16 protein-coding genes are annotated in these 17,623 nt (G+C 32.9%); 13 read left to right on the top strand and 3 right to left on the bottom strand.

Translation table 11 applies throughout. From position 1 onward, the window contains the following. Positions 1-4 precede the first annotated feature (4 nt). From H6622_15300 to H6622_15315, 4 genes are all read left to right on the top strand, one after another. Positions 5-448 carry a hypothetical protein gene (locus H6622_15300; GenBank protein ID MCB9062887.1) on the top strand — a complete coding sequence of 148 codons (444 nt, stop codon included), beginning with the start codon at positions 5-7 and terminating at the stop codon, positions 446-448. Positions 449-549: 101 nt separating this feature from the next. Then, entirely contained in the window at positions 550-795 is a 246-nt protein-coding gene (rpsP, locus tag H6622_15305) for a 30S ribosomal protein S16 (GenBank protein MCB9062888.1), read from the top strand. Between the two features lie 72 nt (positions 796-867). Continuing rightward, positions 868-1,107: a KH domain-containing protein gene (locus H6622_15310; protein MCB9062889.1), complete on the top strand. Its 240-nt coding sequence runs from the start codon at positions 868-870 to the stop codon at positions 1,105-1,107. A 201-nt stretch (positions 1,108-1,308) separates the two neighbouring features. Further along, positions 1,309-1,704 carry a response regulator gene (locus H6622_15315; protein ID MCB9062890.1) on the top strand — a complete coding sequence of 132 codons (396 nt, stop codon included), beginning with the start codon at positions 1,309-1,311 and terminating at the stop codon, positions 1,702-1,704. Here H6622_15315 and H6622_15320 read toward each other — a convergent pair. Together H6622_15320 and queF are read right to left on the bottom strand one after the other, a co-directional pair. Next, the gene (locus H6622_15320; GenBank protein MCB9062891.1) at positions 1,701-1,871 is read right to left on the bottom strand and encodes a twin-arginine translocase TatA/TatE family subunit; all 171 of its coding nucleotides are present in this window, start codon (positions 1,869-1,871) and stop codon (positions 1,701-1,703) included. The two genes, H6622_15315 and H6622_15320, sit on opposite strands and share 4 nt — an antisense overlap. Positions 1,872-1,902: 31 nt before the next feature. Then, positions 1,903-2,430 (bottom strand): preQ(1) synthase, encoded by a 528-nt coding sequence (gene queF / locus H6622_15325; protein MCB9062892.1) that lies wholly within the window; start codon positions 2,428-2,430, stop codon positions 1,903-1,905. A 95-nt stretch (positions 2,431-2,525) separates the two neighbouring features. Between queF and hemH the strand changes: the two genes are divergently transcribed. The 3 genes from hemH (at position 2,526) to H6622_15340 (ending at position 7,404) form a co-directional block, all read left to right on the top strand. Next, positions 2,526-4,925 (top strand): ferrochelatase, encoded by a 2,400-nt coding sequence (gene hemH / locus H6622_15330; protein ID MCB9062893.1) that lies wholly within the window; start codon positions 2,526-2,528, stop codon positions 4,923-4,925. Positions 4,926-5,011: 86 nt separating this feature from the next. Continuing rightward, positions 5,012-6,640, top strand: a complete 1,629-nt coding sequence (locus tag H6622_15335; GenBank protein MCB9062894.1) for a HAMP domain-containing histidine kinase — start codon at positions 5,012-5,014, stop codon at positions 6,638-6,640. Between the two features lie 59 nt (positions 6,641-6,699). Continuing rightward, a complete protein-coding gene (locus H6622_15340) occupies positions 6,700-7,404 on the top strand; it encodes a DUF547 domain-containing protein (protein ID MCB9062895.1) in 705 nt (234 codons plus the stop codon). Here H6622_15340 and bfr read toward each other — a convergent pair. Continuing rightward, positions 7,394-7,876, bottom strand: a complete 483-nt coding sequence (gene bfr, locus H6622_15345) for a bacterioferritin (GenBank protein ID MCB9062896.1) — start codon at positions 7,874-7,876, stop codon at positions 7,394-7,396. The genes H6622_15340 and bfr overlap by 11 nt on opposite strands. A 112-nt stretch (positions 7,877-7,988) precedes the next feature. Between bfr and H6622_15350 the strand changes: the two genes are divergently transcribed. The 6 genes from H6622_15350 to H6622_15375 all read left to right on the top strand — a co-directional run bounded on the left by H6622_15350 (position 7,989) and on the right by H6622_15375 (position 17,619). Next, the gene (locus H6622_15350) at positions 7,989-9,035 is read left to right on the top strand and encodes an RNA polymerase factor sigma-32 (protein ID MCB9062897.1); all 1,047 of its coding nucleotides are present in this window, start codon (positions 7,989-7,991) and stop codon (positions 9,033-9,035) included. Positions 9,036-9,151: 116 nt separating this feature from the next. Further along, positions 9,152-10,309 carry a hypothetical protein gene (locus H6622_15355; protein ID MCB9062898.1) on the top strand — a complete coding sequence of 386 codons (1,158 nt, stop codon included), beginning with the start codon at positions 9,152-9,154 and terminating at the stop codon, positions 10,307-10,309. After that, positions 10,299-14,210, top strand: coding sequence for a hypothetical protein (locus tag H6622_15360; GenBank protein ID MCB9062899.1), 3,912 nt, complete (start codon positions 10,299-10,301; stop codon positions 14,208-14,210). Before H6622_15355 ends, H6622_15360 begins: the two co-directional genes overlap by 11 nt. A gap of 6 nt (positions 14,211-14,216) precedes the next feature. Then, positions 14,217-14,528, top strand: a complete 312-nt coding sequence (locus H6622_15365) for an NGG1p interacting factor NIF3 (protein ID MCB9062900.1) — start codon at positions 14,217-14,219, stop codon at positions 14,526-14,528. Positions 14,529-14,566: 38 nt separating this feature from the next. Then, a complete protein-coding gene (locus tag H6622_15370) occupies positions 14,567-15,262 on the top strand; it encodes a hypothetical protein (protein ID MCB9062901.1) in 696 nt (231 codons plus the stop codon). Positions 15,263-15,351: 89 nt separating this feature from the next. Then, complete coding sequence (locus H6622_15375; protein ID MCB9062902.1) at positions 15,352-17,619, top strand: hypothetical protein; 2,268 nt, start codon at positions 15,352-15,354, stop codon at positions 17,617-17,619. The last annotated feature ends 4 nt before the right edge of the window (positions 17,620-17,623 follow it).

The raw sequence follows: 17,623 nt of genomic DNA on the forward strand, positions 1-17,623 counted from the left end.
GTATATGGAAAATAATCAACATCATCCTAGGAAGGTATTATTAATCAATCCAAAATTTCAATATAGTATAATTAGATTTATGTTTATTCTTATGATTTTGGTCATCATCATTTTCACTCTCATAGGAACTTGGCAATTTCGTCCACTTCTTACTGAACTACAAAACCTAGACTTAGATCAAACTCACCCTATATCAACTGCCTTAGAGAGATTTTATTTTATGATTGGTCTTTCTTTTGGACTGGGAACCCTGGCCTTTAGTTGTATCTTTTTCGTCGCCGGCCTTATTATTTCACATAAGATTGCAGGCCCTCTGTTTAATCTTAAGCGTCATTTGAAAGAAATTCGCGAGAGTGGTGAGTATAAAGAAGTTAAGTTTAGGAAAAAAGACTATTTTCATGACCTTCAGGACGAGATAAACGAATTTATTTCGCATATAAAAAAATAATCCTCTACTTCAAATAATAATTTCATCTCCTTATATTGACTTGACCCAGAAATTGAACTAGAAAGTGAGAATTCAATTTTTAAATATGAGGAGAATAGTCCATGATTAAAATTAGGCTAGCACGCGGAGGAAGAATCCATAAACCTATTTATACTATCGTTGCTGCAGATGCTAGATCGCCAAGAGATGGGAAATTTCTTGAGAGACTAGGTCAATATAATCCTAATAGTGAAAACGCACTTGTAGATATTAAGGTTGACAAGATTAAAGCATGGGTTGAAAAAGGTGCTGTCCTTTCAAGTACAGTAAATTCATTGTTCAAAAAAAATGATATTCAACTTTCATAATTGAGCAAATCCAACTATACTAATTTTTAGATAATGTTTATTTTTGAATAGCAAGTGAGAGAGGTTGAAGAGATGAGCGAACTACAGGATTTGATTAAATATGTAAGTAAAGCACTTGTTGATATGCCTGAAGAGGTTGAGGTGCGTGAAGTTAACGGTGAACAAACTACTGTCATCGAACTTAAGGTTGATAAGTCTGATCTAGGTAAAGTAATTGGGAAACAAGGACGAACTGCTCGCGCTCTTCGTACAATTCTAAATGCCGCGTCTACAAAATTGAAAAAGAGATCAGTCCTAGAGATTATTGAGTAATTCTATTTCGATTTATTTTCAGATAGATAAAAAAGGATCCTAAAGAGGATCCTTTTTTTTTATTTCTCATTATTTCTTGAGAAATTGTCACTAACCTATTAATATTATAAATATATGCTGATCAGTAATCAAACGTGTTTGTTGTATCTAGCATAAAAAAACTTTATAATAAATTTAATTTATCTTGTTATAAGAGGGCATATGGATTGTTCAAAGTATAAAATACTCATCGTAGATGACGAAGTTGATCTGGGCGAACTCTGTGTGGATTCATTTGAAATGGAAGGTTTTCAAGTAAAATACTTCTCTTCAAGTGTTGAGGCCATGGAGCATTTGAATAGTAATAATGAAGTTTATGATGTCATTATTAGTGATGAAAATATGCCAGAGGTTAGTGGCCGAGACCTCTTGAAAGAGCTAGCTCAAAAAAATAAATTACAAAACACACTTTTCTATCTATCCACTGGAGACATCGAACTCAAAGAAGAAGAAATTGATGGACTCGGCGGAGCTGGACTTCTCGTCAAACCTTATGACCTTGATGAAACCGTTGAAAAAATAAAAACTGGCCTTTTAAACAAAGTGGGCCAAATTTAGTTTTCTTTTTCATCCTTATGTTCAATTTGGTCTTCCCTAAGTCCCTTTTTGAAATTTGTAAGAGACTTACCTAGAGCACTACCTAACTCTGGTAGTCTTTTTCCTCCAAAAACTAAAATTACGATGGCCAGCAATACAATTGCCTCTCCCATTCCAAGTCCAAACATCGATCCCTCCACTTAAAATAAAAAAACAACTCTAATATATTCTCTGTAAGGGCATTGTGTATTTACCCGGTGCATATTCAGTAAAACGCTGCATTTTAAGCTCGCTATATTTTTTGCTACTTATAGATCTACTTGCAAAGGGATAAATAGATATCCCACCTCTGGGAGTAAATTCTCCAATAACTTCAAGATATTTTGGTTTCATTAATTTAAATAGGTCATCACATATCTTTTGGACACAGTCTTCATGGAAATCTCCATGATTTCTGAAACTGAACAAATAAAGCTTTAATGATTTAGATTCAACCATTTTTTTATCTGCAATATAATTAATATAAATTCGAGCAAAATCAGGTTGATTCGTCTTTGGACATAATGAAGTAAACTCACTACATAAAAAACTTGTCCAGGCATCAACCCCCGGGTTCTTATTATCAAAGGCCTCTAATAAATCAGGAGAGTAGTTGGTTGGATAAATTGTAGAGTGCTTACCAAGTGAGAAATTAACCAACTCCTTTTTCGATCTACCACTTTTTGTCTTAGATTTTTTACTTACCATTTGTTTTTAACCCTTGTATAAAGTTTGTTGTTAGATCCATTTGAGCAACAATATAAACGCATTGCACCCATAAAACAAGGGCCTAGGATAGACTTATGCATCCAGAAATTCTAAAAGTTGTACTCATCCAATTAGGTTCTCCCAAAGATCCAAGTATTTCATCTGTTAGACATTATTTAAAAGAGTTTTTAGGTGATCCTAGAGTTGTCGATATAAATCCATTGGCCTGGAAAATCATATTAAATTTATTTGTATTGCCCTTTCGACCAAAACGATCTGCCGCTCTTTATGCAAATATTTGGAAAAACAATAGCTTTCCCCTTATCGAGTATACAAAAGATTTTTCTTCAAAACTAAGAAAAGAATTTGAAAAAACAAATATTGAAATCGATTACTGTTTCGCTCTTTCAAATCCTCGTCCTGAAGAAATTTTTGAAAATTGGGAAAAAGATAGACAGGCCGGTAAAAATGTTGCCCAAAAAGTTATTTTCATACCCATGTTTCCACAATACTCTGAAAGTACAATCGGTAGTGTGATTGACTTCATTGGAAACGTTTTTCGCAAAATGGTGACAATCCCTAGGTATGAAGTCATAGATCATTTTCACAATTCTAAGGCCTTTATTGATGGATCAATTAGACAAATCGAACAATATATTCAAGGCGCAACCTTGGAAGGGAAAAATATTGATCATCTCATCATCTCTTTTCATGGAATTCCAAAACGCAGAGTTGTCATAAAAAAAGATCCATATTACAAACATTGTTTTGAAACATTTTGGCTTATAAAAAATAAAATAGTTCAACTTCCCCAAGATAAAATTACAATGACATTCCAGTCACGTTTCGGCAGTGAAGAATGGTTAACTCCCTATACCGAAAACAAAGTCATTGAAATTATAAAACAAGGTGATAAAAATATTGCAGTTTATTGCCCAAGCTTTGTTGCCGATTGCTTAGAGACGATTGATGAAATAGGAAGAGAACTTAACGAAGAAGCAAATCATCATGGAGGAAATATATTTCCCATTCCATGTCTCAACGATGATGACTTATGGGCCAAAGATTTTGCTGAATATATTAAAGCAAATATTAGTAATAAACCAATTCAAGATTATAACTATTTTCTAACACAAGAGAAGGCAAATACAATGAAAGAACCAAAACTAGAAAAAATTCCCCTTTCTAACGAAGCAAAATCAACTTTCAAAATTATATTTCTAACTTTATTTTTAGATTTAGTTGGATTTTCAATAATCTTTCCACTATTTCCGGCGTTAGCAAAATATTATCTAGAAAATGATGGGGAAAACTTCTTTTTAAATTTTATATTTAATACAATCACATCATTTACTTCGAATGGGGGAGCGATGAATGTCAATTCAATTGTCCTTTTTGGAGGAGCTCTTGGTGCAATTTATTCATTTCTACAATTCATAGCGGCCCCAATTTGGGGAACTATTTCAGATAGAATTGGTCGTAGACCTGTTCTGATTATTTCTGTGGCCGGTTTGGCCCTAAGTTATCTCCTTTGGTTTTTTTCAGGATCATTCACTCTTTTAATCTTGGCCAGATTTATTGGTGGAATTATGGGCGGAAATATTTCCACGGCCACTGCAGTTGTGGCCGACGTTACAGATAACTCAAATCGTTCTAAAGGAATGGCCATTATAGGTATTTCATTTGCACTTGGCTTTATTATTGGGCCGGCCATGGGGGGAATTTTCTCTTTAATTGATTTAACAAAACATTTACCTAGCTTTAGTCATTGGGGAGTTAATCCATTTTCAATGCCAGCTTTAATTGCTTTTTTACTTTCAGCATTCAATGTTATTTATATTTTAAAAAAATTCAAAGAAACTTTACCTGCAGATAAAAGAGGTAACAGTGAGGCCCAACGAAGTATTAACCCAATTAAGCTTTTTGCCCCTCTACCTTATCAGGGTGTGAACATTACGAACATTTCATATTTTCTTTTTTTAATGGCCTTTTCTGGAATGGAGTTCACTTTAACTTTTCTTGCAGTTGAAAGACTAAGTTACACATCAATGGAAAATGCATACATGTTCATTTTCATTGGTGTAATCATTGCACTAGTTCAAGGTGGATTTGTTAGAAGAAAAGCAAATGACATTGGGGAAAAGAAAGTTTCAATTATGGGACTATTTCTCCTGATACCAGGATTGATATTAATTGCTTTCGCACACAATTCATTTCTTTTATATTCAGGGCTCTTTTTTCTAGCGATTGGTTCATCAATGGCCATCCCTTGTCTTACTTCACTTGTATCAATGTATACCCCGGCCATTGAACAAGGAAAAAGCATTGGTATATTTCGCTCCCTAGGCGCACTATCAAGAGTTTTTGGTCCTATAATAGCATCACTTGTATACTGGAATTTTGGAGGACATGCTCCCTACATTTATGGGGCCATTTTTTTAATTATCCCAATCTTAATGCTGTCTAGACTTCCTAAAGTAAATTCAGCAGCATAGGATTCCAGGCCTAAAAAATATTTGGACATTTTCTGTTTGTTTTTCTCAATTTTTTTTTTGATTTAACCGATTAGTCCGGTATGGAAATGGAAAAATTTGAGAAGACAGTTCAAAAAGGAGCAAGTCTATTTAATAGATTGACCTACTTGCAAACTTTTCATCTTATGGGTGCATGTGGGTATTTGTCCTGGCATTGGGTGTATCAAGGGCTTCTTGAAAGTGATTATGACTATTTATGGTTTCGTGTTGCGATTTTCTTGCTGATGTGGGGACTTGTTATCTCTAGCTTAATTTTTAAAAAAATGAATGAGTTTCTAGAGTTGACGATGTTTCTTATTCTCTGTGCCGTGTTTGCTATTGATTTATTAGTAATGTGTAGACTTAATCCAGGCTCTGTCTACCAGACATTTGGTATGTATATTCTGTTAAGTATTATGATTATCTCTGTAAAAAGAAATTCCTATATATATTCTTTTGCAGTTTTTTCTCTTCTACTTGTACTTCTTTCTCAATTACACGAACCATATCTTGCTGGAAATGTTTATTTCCATATGGTTGGACTAGGAACAATTATATTTTTTGGAGTTTTTTTCCAGCTAGAGAAAAACCGATACTATGAAAAAGCAAAGAAAGAAAGATATATGTATATGCAAGTTGAAAACGTATCTCATATTGGAGGATGGCATTTAGACTTTGAAAGTGGAAAATTTTGGCCAAGTTATCAATTACAAAAAATACTTAGATTAAAATCGAAAGAAGAAGCATTCAGCCTAATTGATTTAAAACCAATTCTTGGAGAATCAAATTACAACGATTTGGTTAAAAACATAAAAAAACTTAGAGATGAACTCAAAACTTTTGAAGACGAAATTCAGGTTAAAAATTCAAATGGTTTGATTGATTATTATAAAATTGTAGCTAGGCCTTTTAAAGTTGAAGAATTAAAAGCTGAAAGTGCAATAGGTACTTTCCAAGATGTAACAGTTCTAAAGCAATTAGAAAATGAGTTGAATGAAGAAAAGGAAAAAGCTCTACTTCACTCAAAACTTTCTTCAGTAGGGAGACTCGCTTCAGGTATGGCCCATGAGATTAATAATCCTCTGACAGTGATCAAAAATCTCTCAAGAAGACTCCTAAGAGAAGAGACGGATTCAAGAAAGGTAACTCTCTTAGAAAAAAATATTCGATCTGTTGACCGGGTTGCAGAAATTGTTCAAAAACTTAAGAGTATTTCTTCTACAGATTTAAAAGAAGGATTTGTAGCAACTGACATATGTGAATTACTAGAAAATACACTTGTAGTGTTTAATTCAAATTTAAAAAAATATAATATAGAGCTGAACTATAACTTTCAAGAGATGAAATGTATTGTCAATACAAACGTTCCTTATATATCTCAAGTCATTGCAGGTCTTATAGAAAACTCCATTGAGGCCATAAAGGGCCTTGAAGAAAAATGGATACGAATTGAAATCACTGAAAGTACACATGACTATCATATTCTTTTTGTGGATAGTGGAAAAGGAATTAAAAAAGACATCCATGAATCTATAATGGAACCGTTTTTTTCAACTAAGAAAAGTGGTCATGGAACAGGTCTAGGTCTAAGTTCATCTCTGTCAATTGTTAAAGAGCATGGTGGAGATCTTTATTTAGATTCTGCACATGAAAATACTACTTTTGTACTTGTCCTGCCAAAATTGAATTTGGTATAATCTTCTCGATGCTAAAATGTATTTTTTTTATCTATTCAATTATTTTGCAAACATCTTTTATGGCGCAAGAAAAGATTTTTGATCATGAACATTTAAAGTTTCAAGAATTACTAGATAAATCAGTAGTAATAAAAGATAATCAATCCTATGTAAACTATGACACTATTAATATCAAAATGCTTGAAGATTATTTAAATGATTTAAAGACCGTTTCAAAACAAGATTTTGAAAATTGGGAAAAAAACAAAAAATTGGCCTATCTAATAAATTTATATAATGCTTCTACAATATATTTGGTAACAAAAGAAAAACCGAAGAATTCAATCAAAGAAATAGGTGGTTTTTTTTCAGGCCCTTGGAAGCTAAAATTTATTAGACTTTTCAATGAAGATGTCAATCTAGATTATATTGAGCATGAGTTAATTCGTAAAAACTTTAATGACCACAGAGTGCATTTTGTTCTAAACTGTGCTTCAATCAGTTGTCCCTCTCTGCTTAAGAAGGTTTTAACATTCTCAACTTTGAATATACAATTGGATCATGCCAAAAAACATTTTTTTTCAAACGAAAAGAAAAATTATGTCGATCTTAAAAATAAAAAAGTTTATGTTTCAAAAATATTTAAATGGTACAGAGAAGATTTTGCAAAAAATGAAGCAGAACTTCTTTCTTATTTTCAAAAAAACCTCGATCAGAAAATTCTGCCAACATTTGAAATAAAGTTTTTAGAGTATAATTGGACTCTAAATAAGATTATGAATTAGAAGACATCTCAATTTGAGACTGCATGTAATTTTGTTCGCCAACTTTATCAAGTAATCCTAATTGTGTTTCTAACCAGTCTACATGATGTTCTTCACTTTTAAGAATATCTAAAAAAAGTGATCGCGTTGCGTAATCAGCTTCATCCTCAGCTAATTTGATATACTGTTTTAAAGCTGGAACGGCCTCCATTTCAACTTCAAGATCAGACTCAATAATTTCTCTAATATTTTGTCCAATTCTGACTCGCCCCATACGTTGTACATTAGGCAATCCTTCAAGAAATAGTATTCTTTTTATTAATTCATCAGCATGCTTCATTTCGTCAATTGAGGCCTCATATTCAAGTCTACCAAGTTTGCTTAAACCCCAGTCTTGGAGCATTCTTGCATGTAAAAAATATTGATTGATTGCTGTAAGTTCCCTTGTTAACACATCATTTAAAGCATCTATTATTTTTTGATTTCCCTTCATTTCAACTCCTTTATTTGGCCGGTTATAACATAATTTATCAAAACATCAAAAAGACATTTTAAAAAAATCTACTCATTGTGGCGGGCCAAGTAGAATTGTGATATAAGTCCCCATGGCCAAAAAATTAGAAAATAAGAAAGTTGAAATTCTATCCAAAGAAGATTTAAAGAAAGGTGATTCAACTCAAAAGTCAAAAGATATTGATGCAAGATTTAAAGAAGTCGCTATTGATGGCCAGGCCATTGATCAAGAAACTCTTCAACAAGAGAAATTATCAAATGATCTGGAGATTCTGAGCTCAAAAGACCTGGCCATATACAAACCTAAAGATCTTAAAGATCCTCTCTATCAGTATTTAGAAGAAGTCTCCAAATATAAATTATTAACAATTGAGGAAGAAAAAGAACTACTTGAAAAATTAAAAAACACCGGGGACATTGAAACTGCTAAAAAATTAGTGACTGCCAACCTACGTCTTGTCGTTAAGATTGCTATGGAATATCGAAACGCTTACCAAAATGTCATGGATCTCATACAAGAAGGAAATATAGGACTCATGAAGGCCGTCTCAAAATATGACTCTTCCAAAGGGGCCAAACTTTCATATTACGCAAGCTGGTGGATTAGATCATATATACTTAAATTTATCCTCGACAATTTTAGATTAATTAAAATTGGAACTACCAACGAACAAAAAAAATTATTTTATAATTTACTTCGAGAAAAAGAACGCCTCATTGCGAGAGGGCTTGCTCCTGACACGAAGTTGATCTCTGATAGTCTTGGTGTTTCTCAGAAGGCCGTTGATCAAATGGATCAACGACTTGGTAGCTCTGGGATTGAACTAAGCATTGATACTCCTCTTAAAAATGAATCAACTTCTACAATCGGTGACATGATTCAATCAGACGAAATAGCACTTGAAGACAAAGTATCTCAGAGTCAGGATTTAAGACTTTTTAATTCTCATCTTCAAGATTTTATTGGAAAACTTAAAAAACGTGATAAAGAAATATTTGCTAAACGTTTATTGTCGGATGATCCACCTTCTCTTCAGTCTATTGCAGATAGTTATGGAATTACACGTGAGCGCGTAAGACAGATAGAGTCAAGGCTGATCCAGTCTTTAAAGAGCTATATGTCCCAGTTTTTGCGATAAATATGAGATTTTTTCATAGTGCAACACCTTGAAATCTTAAATTTATTCAAAAACACTGCTGTGCATTTGATTTGGATTCATTCTTGCATTATATCTACCGTGGAGTAAATTTTTTTATGTGTAAGTTTTTAAAATCCTTTAATTTTCACCTACACTTGTTTATAGGGTATCTATTATATTATACCCCCTTTGCTTATTCAGACATTTGGAAGGGTGAAAATGTTGAAAATATAAACAATCGTCGACAAAAAGTTTTACAATTTGACCACAAAATTCGTTTTGAAACTCAAATGTACGGTCTCAATGTAAATTCACCCATGAATGAAACGCAGGCCATGGGTGTAGCTTTTTTAGGTGGAGTCCATGCAGAATTCTCAAAACAATTACAGTTTATTTTCCAAGGTGGACTTTACTTAGAAACTGGTGCTCAGAAATCAACTCTACTCAACGAATATGCACCTGAAAAAGATTTACTACTCTATGAAGCAAGAGGAATTTTTCGACCTTTTAAATCACTTACGCTTGAGGGAGGTGCGATAAATCAAAGCTATTTGGATAGCCCCTTATTTTTAGACAAACTCGCTTTTCTTGGGACAAGGCAGAAATTAGAATTCAATTTATGGGCCAACTCAAATGTTGTACTAGACTTCACCCAACTAGTTCCTGATAACAAAACAATGGTAAATCGCATTGGAAGTATCAAAGAAGGTACTCCAAAACTTTTTATTGAAAGAATAGCACTTTCTCAAAAAATATATAAATCTCAATTAGAATTTTATGGACTCTATTTTTCATATAGAGACGTTTCTGAAGGAATTGCTGAGCAATCCAGACTTATGGGAAATACCGTTAAAGGAATAGGTGAAGATTCCTACTTCTCATATCAATATGAGGGAATAGGTTTAGGTACAAGAATTAAACAGGAATTTGGAAACTGGAGTGGGGTACTAGGGCTCGATTATATCAGAAATAATTATGCTCCTATTAATCGAGACGAATCCATTCGAACTTTTATTGGGGCCTCGTATAAACATATCGTTTTGCAAGTAGGTACCTTCAGAAATGAATCCGATGCCTCTATCGCTTATTATAATGACAAAGATTACGGGCATAGTGGAATGAAAGGAAAGTTTGGAACCTTAAGTTATCTTATTCCCTATTCTGAATTAAGTCTCAAACTTGACTATTATACAGCAACACCACTTGAAAATGCATTAGAGCGATCTAAGCAGGATGTTACGTTTATTTCAATATCGAGGAAATATGAACTTTAATGGACTATTTATCATTACATTAATTATGTTTTTAGCAGGATGTTCTAAAAACGTAGAGGATGTATCTTTCCAAAATGATAGCTCAAGCTTTACTGTCGTAAAATCTCTAAAAGCAATATCAGTTGAAACAAATATCAAGAAAGCTGATTTAAAAAATCCAAACCTTCTCACTAAAACTGTTGTTATGCTAGCATGTATGACAGATACAACTGTCAATCAAAATATTATTAAAAATCACGAGTTTTCAGTGGAGGACGAAACTGGAAAAACTTTAATCTGGGATAGAACAAATTCAGATGGATGCCTTCAATGGCAAGAAGATCACTTATTTGATTCATCCATAAAAAAATCCTATGACATTTTAGCACAAAGAATCATCACCGGGCGAGGAGCTTATAAGGGAAGTAAAACAATTGAATTGGCCTTGAACTTTGGAAAAGATGATGCAGCTCTGGCCGTAAAAGATTTAAGAGTATTCAATAAAGGTGAACTTGATTTCAGAACCAAACAAGAATTATCATCTCTAAGCACTCACAACGATTATGGACAATATAATGTAAATGATGCTTCTCTCGTGATTAGCGAAGAAGAATATTCTACGAATCGAACTGTCTTTAAACTTGATACTTTTTTTACTCTTAGTAAGACCCTTGTTGATAGCAACGGATCTAGCAAAGAAGTTAAACTCAGTGAAGGCGACTTCACTGTAGATGCTTATCTTATCGAAAAAAACCGAACATCTAATAAAGTCCGCTCAATTGCAATTGACGTAAACAAAAATGGAACTTGGCAAAATGGGATCTACTCTGTTCCATTTGTGTTCGATTTTACGAAAACATTTTCCCCTTCTAATTCTTATCGACAATTTGTTTTTAGAATCAGAAGTGGTGATCAGGAATTGGCCTCAATAAGATATTCTGCTGATAAAATTGAAAACGATATTCTTAGTGGTTCAATCGCTCGATTACCACTTGGCATGAGCGTCGATCAGTATTTAGGATCTACATACGAGGCAGCTTCATTTGGGCGAAATGCTGGTCACGGATTTTACATTTCCGATATTAATGTGGCAAAAGGACGTGATCTGTCAAAGGCCAGAGACAATGAACGCGTTCTAAACGTAGTATTTGATATATGTTTAAATAATACCCTGCGCAATGTTCCGGTTAGAGAAGGTCTAGGCTTCACCATAAATTTTGGGCCTACGCTGACAATTAATAGGCCAAGACAACAAATCGTTCACACCGATACTAAAGGATGCTTTCAAGCTGAGGCCCCGGTTTATTACTCTAGGAGTTCTCAAGGTAATTGGAAAAACTATATCCTAAAAATTACTTCAAAAGATAAAAAGCTATATAAAGGTATAACCATTAAGAAAAATTTATGCTTTAACCCCAATAGTGGGAATAAAGATTTCGCAATTGCTAAAAGACCATGCGAAACTGAAAAAATTGATAATACTCCTATAATAGTCATTAATGAAATTAAATATCAATTTAGAGGAAGTGACCAAACTAGAAACCGTGTGAATCACTATTTAAATTATGAAAGTGGCAAAAGATATCTCTTCGCAATTGACGCCCAGTATGTAACTCCTTACGACTTCAGTGGCGATGATGGCATTTCACCGATACCTGACGGTAAATATAAATTAAGGTTAGTCGTTGCTCACCCAAAATCTGTTAGCAATGTTTATCTCTCAATGAATATGATTGAACTTGAAAATATTGAAAAGGTGATTAAATCACAATACGACCCTTATTTTTCTTTTTATGACATTTTCTCTGATAAAAAGTTTAAAGACTCCTTTCAATTTGAACAACTATCTGACTATGATGCTTTTGTTCTTTTCGGTGCCAATAATGGAAGAGAAAGAACATCAAAAATTAAAGAAAAATTAGAACTAGGTGCAAGAAGACATAAACTTCTAAACAAAGAAGAAAAAGTAAACTTAGAAAAAGATTATGAATTCCTAAGTGCATTTGAGGGCGTTGTATCTGCTCATGACGGTAAAATTTATATAGATTCTGAAAACGGAAATGAAAAAATTGTTCTTCCGTACTTTTTCTCTGATCTTACAAAACTTCTTCATCGAAATGAGCTTATACTTGAATTAGAAAAAGATGATGGTGACAAGAAAATTAAATCCCTCATGGCCAGAATTCCTTTTGAAGGACTTGATGAGGGATCAATTAAAATTAACACTGAGCAAATATATGAACAAATTGAAAATCCAAATATATTGTACTCCGGTGATAATTTGATCGTAGAGCGTTCTTTAGAAGAACTTGTTAAAAACATTATAGACCAACGAGAAGCTGACTTTAATGTTGATAATAAAAACTCTAATTACAATTCTTTAACATTTTTCAGACGAGAAATGAAAAAATTAGACGAAAAATTCTATCAAATGAGACTGATTGAAGAAAGGCCTAGACATCTAAATTGGTCAATTAAACAACTTAATGACAAAATACTAAACAAACGATTATATCCAGACGTTTCTCAACTTAAAAAGTTTCGAATGGCCATGGCCGGTGTTCAGATTTTTGAAGATGCCGGACAGAAATTTCTCTACTCTGATGACATCGAAAATTATGAAAACGAAAAGAAAGCTTACATTGAACATCTAGGCCTAAGTGATTATTCAGAATTGCAAGAAAAGGAAATCGAAACTTTTATCCATTTTCATGATGAATCTTTTTTTGAACAAACATCTAGAAATTTGATTGAAACTTATCAAAACAATGATACACAAAAAAATGATTTAACCCAGTTATTAAAATCCTCAGCTCTTGAGGCCATGCAAAAATTATGCTTGATTTTCTTTGACCCTATAGAACAGAGTTCTTTCTCTGCAGGGTTCAAAAATATTGTAGGTCGAAATTACAAAGAATGTATAAAAAATCCGAAAGAATATATTATTTTCAGCCCATCTATTCATATTAGTGAAGTAAAACAAGATGCTCCGGTCAATGTTGTTCATCAAGATATATTAACTTTATCTGAGGGAGAGTCCTTCTTTAATGCTCATGGCGTGCGCGAGGCCAACAACACTGGTTCTCGAAGAAGTGTATACAACTTTACTGGAATTGCTGGAACAGCAACGATGGACCTCAATTTATGGACAAAATCAATCAACGAATTGAAAACAATTTTTAAGTCTGACAGTATACCCATGCATCGGGCCACAGTTGGAATTGATGGTAAGGCCGGGGTAAACTGGGAAGGCGTTAACTATACCACAAATGAAAGTGGTAAATACATGATGAGTATGGAAAGACTATTTGTACAAGAAGTAACTGAGTATTTGTTCAGCCACGCTCGATTACAATTTCAGGTGAAAGCCAGAAACTGTGTACTCATTACTGCTCGTGAAGAAATCAGACCTGGACCAAATATTAGAGAGGCCATTTTTGAAACGTTAAACCTTTCTGATGATAATCCTCTGGTTAAATTTTTTGGCAAAAATGGTTCAGACTGCTTTGAGTGCACAAAAAATCAATTGAAAAAATACCGCTCCAGTCCTATTAGAATTCACCTCTGTACAGAAGAAGAAAATAATCGTTTTGTCCAAGAAGACTGGTTTTTCTTAACCAATAAAAATGGTAATGAAGAAACTGGTCTGATCGACTATGATAAGAGAAATATCGCTTTGGCCGTAAGAGGAAGTTATAATTTCTATAATTTTTGGGAAAATCTAAAAGGAAAGAAAATGTCCGAAGTTATTCAAAGAGCAAATGATCATGGACTCGGTGATATTGGCGTGCATTCCCTGAATGAATTAAATAGAAGAAATTTTCCTGTCCCCTTCAAAGGTTCTACAAGAGGGGCCATTCCTGGCGTTATTTTACCAAACCCATGGGAAACCTACATTATGGGTAATGGGTTTAAGAGGTAAATAAAGATGCTTTTTCAAGTGTGGGTTTACATCCCTAAAGAAAATAAGGAAGAAGTAAAAAGTGCTGTTTTCCAAAAAGGTGGCGGAAAAATTGGCAATTATGACTCATGTTGTTTTGAAATAGAAGGCACAGGCCAGTATCGTCCCTTAGATGGTGCAAACCCCCATATTGGTTTAATCAATCAAGTTGAACATGTACAAGAGGTAAAGGTGGAGTTTATCTGTCATGAAGATGATCTTCAAAAAGTAATTCATTCTATGAAAAAAGCACACCCCTATGAGGAAGTTGCCTATGGAGTGGTTCAACTCTATAATTGATCTCTCTATAAATTCAAGCGGCACAAGGAGTGCGCCAAATGGTAAAAATAATTGTAGCTTTTTTTATTCTATTTAAAAGTAGTATCGCCCAAGTTAAGTACAAGAAATCAAGATGGGAAGAAAAAACACTATCTCATAAGGACCAATTATTAAAATTTTCAATGCGAAATAGAAAATACGAAGTACATTTTAAAGATGGATACGTTACTTATGGAACAAGGTCGACTTTTATAGTAGAAACAACTGACGAAATTGCACTTCCTCAGTATGCAATTAGACAATATGTTAAAGGTGAAGTCTATTCGAGTGAAATCGTAAACGGTAGACTAGAAAAGTATTATAATTACAAAATAAAATCAAAAGGAAAACTTCTAACTTTCAAATTAAAGGACTTCGTTGTTGAAGGTCAATTTGACAGTGAAATCTTAGGACATGTAGAAAAAAATACTACTCCTAATTTTTACTATAAAGTACCTTTTTCACCTTTTGACATCGATAGTGAACGTTATGATTATTTAGGAGCACTTAAAGAGTATGAACTTCGATCATTTTTTTACCTTAATTTTTGGTCTCCGCAATTTTATAAGTCAAATGGTTTTGCAAAAAATGTAGACGTAGAATATAAAACATGCCTTGTCTATCTACCTGATTTGTCCAACGATTTGGCCTGTTTTGAATGGAATGAAAAAGGAATCTATGATCTCAAATACATTTTAGATCCTAACAAAATCTAACACCTTTCATTTTATTCTAATTTGGCCTCCAAATATTTTTAATTTACTGCAGGATTTCGTATAATTCAACCTAGACTGGAGGGCAAAAAATGCTAGGTTATGCTATTTTATTTTTTTTTCTTTGCTTTAATCAAATTTCTCTTGCTGAGGTTTCTTCTCCTCTTAAAAGTTGCGAACAAAGTTCTACCCATTCTAGTCTACAGTCACAAGTGATCGACGATGAAGATAATATTTCATTTTCAATTTCTACTGCCCCAAACTCTTTTGGCCCTATCGGAAATATGGCACTAGACTTTACGCTTCCCAGAATTCAAAAATACTTACTCAATATGGATCACCAAGAATTTGGTCTCACACAGTCAGAATTTGAGGCCTGTGAAGACTTTTCAGATAAATGCTCAAAAAAAATATCACACAAATGTAATACAGAAAATATTTCAAAACTTGATATCAATAATGCTTGGAAATTTTGTCCTGGTATTCCAAGTGCATTTATCCCTGTTGACAAGAGAGAAGGTGTTAGTGCATTCAAACCGTTTCCTTCTCACGTTTTAATAAAAAATATGAAAGTTAGCGGATTCAATATAAATCAAAAGAGATTTTTCTGCAATGATCAACGTTGTCAACTTGACCTTAGTATCGGTGAGTTTCAAATAGATTTCGATTTTGAAATAAAAGCAAAAATTGAAATAGAAGAATTTATAAAAATCAGAAATATTAGGCTCAAAATCCAACCGAGTCAGAATGTGTTTCCAAAACTCATTTTAGGAGGAAGATTTGAGTATGCAAAAAATCTTGACCGCGTGATTGTATTTGATCCTGAACTTTCAGGATTTGACTTCCCTCCAGATTCAATAAAACTCAGAGTATCAGATCCCGAAAATGATTTTGAAAATGCATTATCAAAATCACTATTTAATGGATTAACAAATGGACTTTCAAGATTAAATAAAAATTCTAAATCATTTCATTTCTTTACGATGATGCTTGAAGATCTCATTATACCGCAAATTCATAAAAACATTCAAACAGCAATTAATGAAGTTCCTATTTTTCAAAAACCTCTAAGTGCAAATATTCCATTAATAAATTTTCAAGAACTCATAGATATTCAAAAAATCGAAAATGTCTTCTACAAACAAATAAAAGTTTTTAATAAATTTATTAAAAAACTTGATCAAGTTGATGATTTTGTTAAATTACAAAAATGGGCATGGTTAAATCCTTCTTTTTCAACTAGAACAGAAAAATTTTTAAAACTTGTTAAAACTCTTAGTACTATTGAGCCCTTGCTTGTCAATCAAGATTCCAATCCCCAATTTGAAGGTAAAAACTTAATTGAAATATATGCAAATGTTCTTATTCATTATAGGGATAAACTCTCTGAAAAGTTGGATGATTTGGCCTATGAATTCGAAAGAGAACTTGATAAGAAAATACCAGTAATAGTTCAGCGACATGAATTAAATAGAAAAACGACTCCTCGAAGAATCTTAAATAGCTACGATAGAAAATTGCAAACTGTTGAAAAAAATATTAATAAATTAAAAGAAATTGAAAAATCATTGGAAACAAGCACACAGACAAAATACCTGAAAACTGAAATCATTGGAAAATGTAATGGTCGTATAAACAAAAATGATCCTTTCAATATAGGTCTAGAAGTTTTATCAAGAGATAGTAAACATCATATCAAGGGTACTGCTTGGAAAGATATTCCCAAAATTCATCCTGCAGAAAGTGATCTGGTCGTTCAGTTCTCGTTGAATATGATTAATAGTTATCTTGAAGCTATGACCAAAGAAGATCTTTTTAATATATGTACGACTGCTCAGAAAAATGAAACCTGTTCTTCATCTGAACGGATTACCTCAATTGCTTTAATCACTTTGCTATGGCCATTTGATAAATATGGAAATCAACTTGTTTTTAGAAAGGCCCCACGAATTGAATATAGTGAAGTTAAAAAACTATTTTTTATAAAATATGAATTTCAACAAGATTTTTTTGTTTTACACCCTGAATTCATGAAAATTCCGGGAATAACTTCAATTCTTAGATCTTTTCCCAAAGGGAAACTCTGGTTTAAGTTCAAAATTGAAAATAATCTCATTCAATTTGAACCACAAGAAATTGACAATAAATTCTCAATCAAAGAACTAGATATCTTAAACATACTTTTTATGCCTGTTCAAATTACCACTTTGATTATAAAAAATTTAATTGTTTATTCATTTGAAAAAATACTAACAAAAATGTTTGAAACTAATTTCGAAACGGGAAAATATTTTACAATTGAAGAAATTGATGGATCAAATTCAACACTATATCTCAAATTAAAACTCATCAAAAAATAGGTAT

Source organism: Halobacteriovoraceae bacterium (genome assembly GCA_020635115.1).
In the GTDB taxonomy this organism is placed as follows: Bacteria; Bdellovibrionota; Bacteriovoracia; order Bacteriovoracales; family Bacteriovoracaceae; genus JACKAK01.

Excerpts from the sequence above, each read along its gene's own strand:
- H6622_15300 (MCB9062887.1), top strand. The coding sequence starts at position 5 with ATGGAAAATAATCAACATCATCCTAGGAAGGTATTATTAATCAATCCA.
- rpsP (MCB9062888.1), top strand. The coding sequence starts at position 550 with ATGATTAAAATTAGGCTAGCACGCGGAGGAAGAATCCATAAACCTATT.
- H6622_15310 (MCB9062889.1), top strand. The coding sequence starts at position 868 with ATGAGCGAACTACAGGATTTGATTAAATATGTAAGTAAAGCACTTGTT.
- H6622_15315 (MCB9062890.1), top strand. The coding sequence starts at position 1,309 with ATGGATTGTTCAAAGTATAAAATACTCATCGTAGATGACGAAGTTGAT.
- H6622_15320 (MCB9062891.1), bottom strand. The coding sequence starts at position 1,871 with ATGTTTGGACTTGGAATGGGAGAGGCAATTGTATTGCTGGCCATCGTA.
- queF (MCB9062892.1), bottom strand. The coding sequence starts at position 2,430 with ATGGTAAGTAAAAAATCTAAGACAAAAAGTGGTAGATCGAAAAAGGAG.
- hemH (MCB9062893.1), top strand. The coding sequence starts at position 2,526 with ATGCATCCAGAAATTCTAAAAGTTGTACTCATCCAATTAGGTTCTCCC.
- H6622_15335 (MCB9062894.1), top strand. The coding sequence starts at position 5,012 with ATGGAAAAATTTGAGAAGACAGTTCAAAAAGGAGCAAGTCTATTTAAT.
- H6622_15340 (MCB9062895.1), top strand. The coding sequence starts at position 6,700 with ATGGCGCAAGAAAAGATTTTTGATCATGAACATTTAAAGTTTCAAGAA.
- bfr (MCB9062896.1), bottom strand. The coding sequence starts at position 7,876 with ATGAAGGGAAATCAAAAAATAATAGATGCTTTAAATGATGTGTTAACA.
- H6622_15350 (MCB9062897.1), top strand. The coding sequence starts at position 7,989 with ATGGCCAAAAAATTAGAAAATAAGAAAGTTGAAATTCTATCCAAAGAA.
- H6622_15355 (MCB9062898.1), top strand. The coding sequence starts at position 9,152 with ATGTGTAAGTTTTTAAAATCCTTTAATTTTCACCTACACTTGTTTATA.
- H6622_15360 (MCB9062899.1), top strand. The coding sequence starts at position 10,299 with ATGAACTTTAATGGACTATTTATCATTACATTAATTATGTTTTTAGCA.
- H6622_15365 (MCB9062900.1), top strand. The coding sequence starts at position 14,217 with ATGCTTTTTCAAGTGTGGGTTTACATCCCTAAAGAAAATAAGGAAGAA.
- H6622_15370 (MCB9062901.1), top strand. The coding sequence starts at position 14,567 with ATGGTAAAAATAATTGTAGCTTTTTTTATTCTATTTAAAAGTAGTATC.
- H6622_15375 (MCB9062902.1), top strand. The coding sequence starts at position 15,352 with ATGCTAGGTTATGCTATTTTATTTTTTTTTCTTTGCTTTAATCAAATT.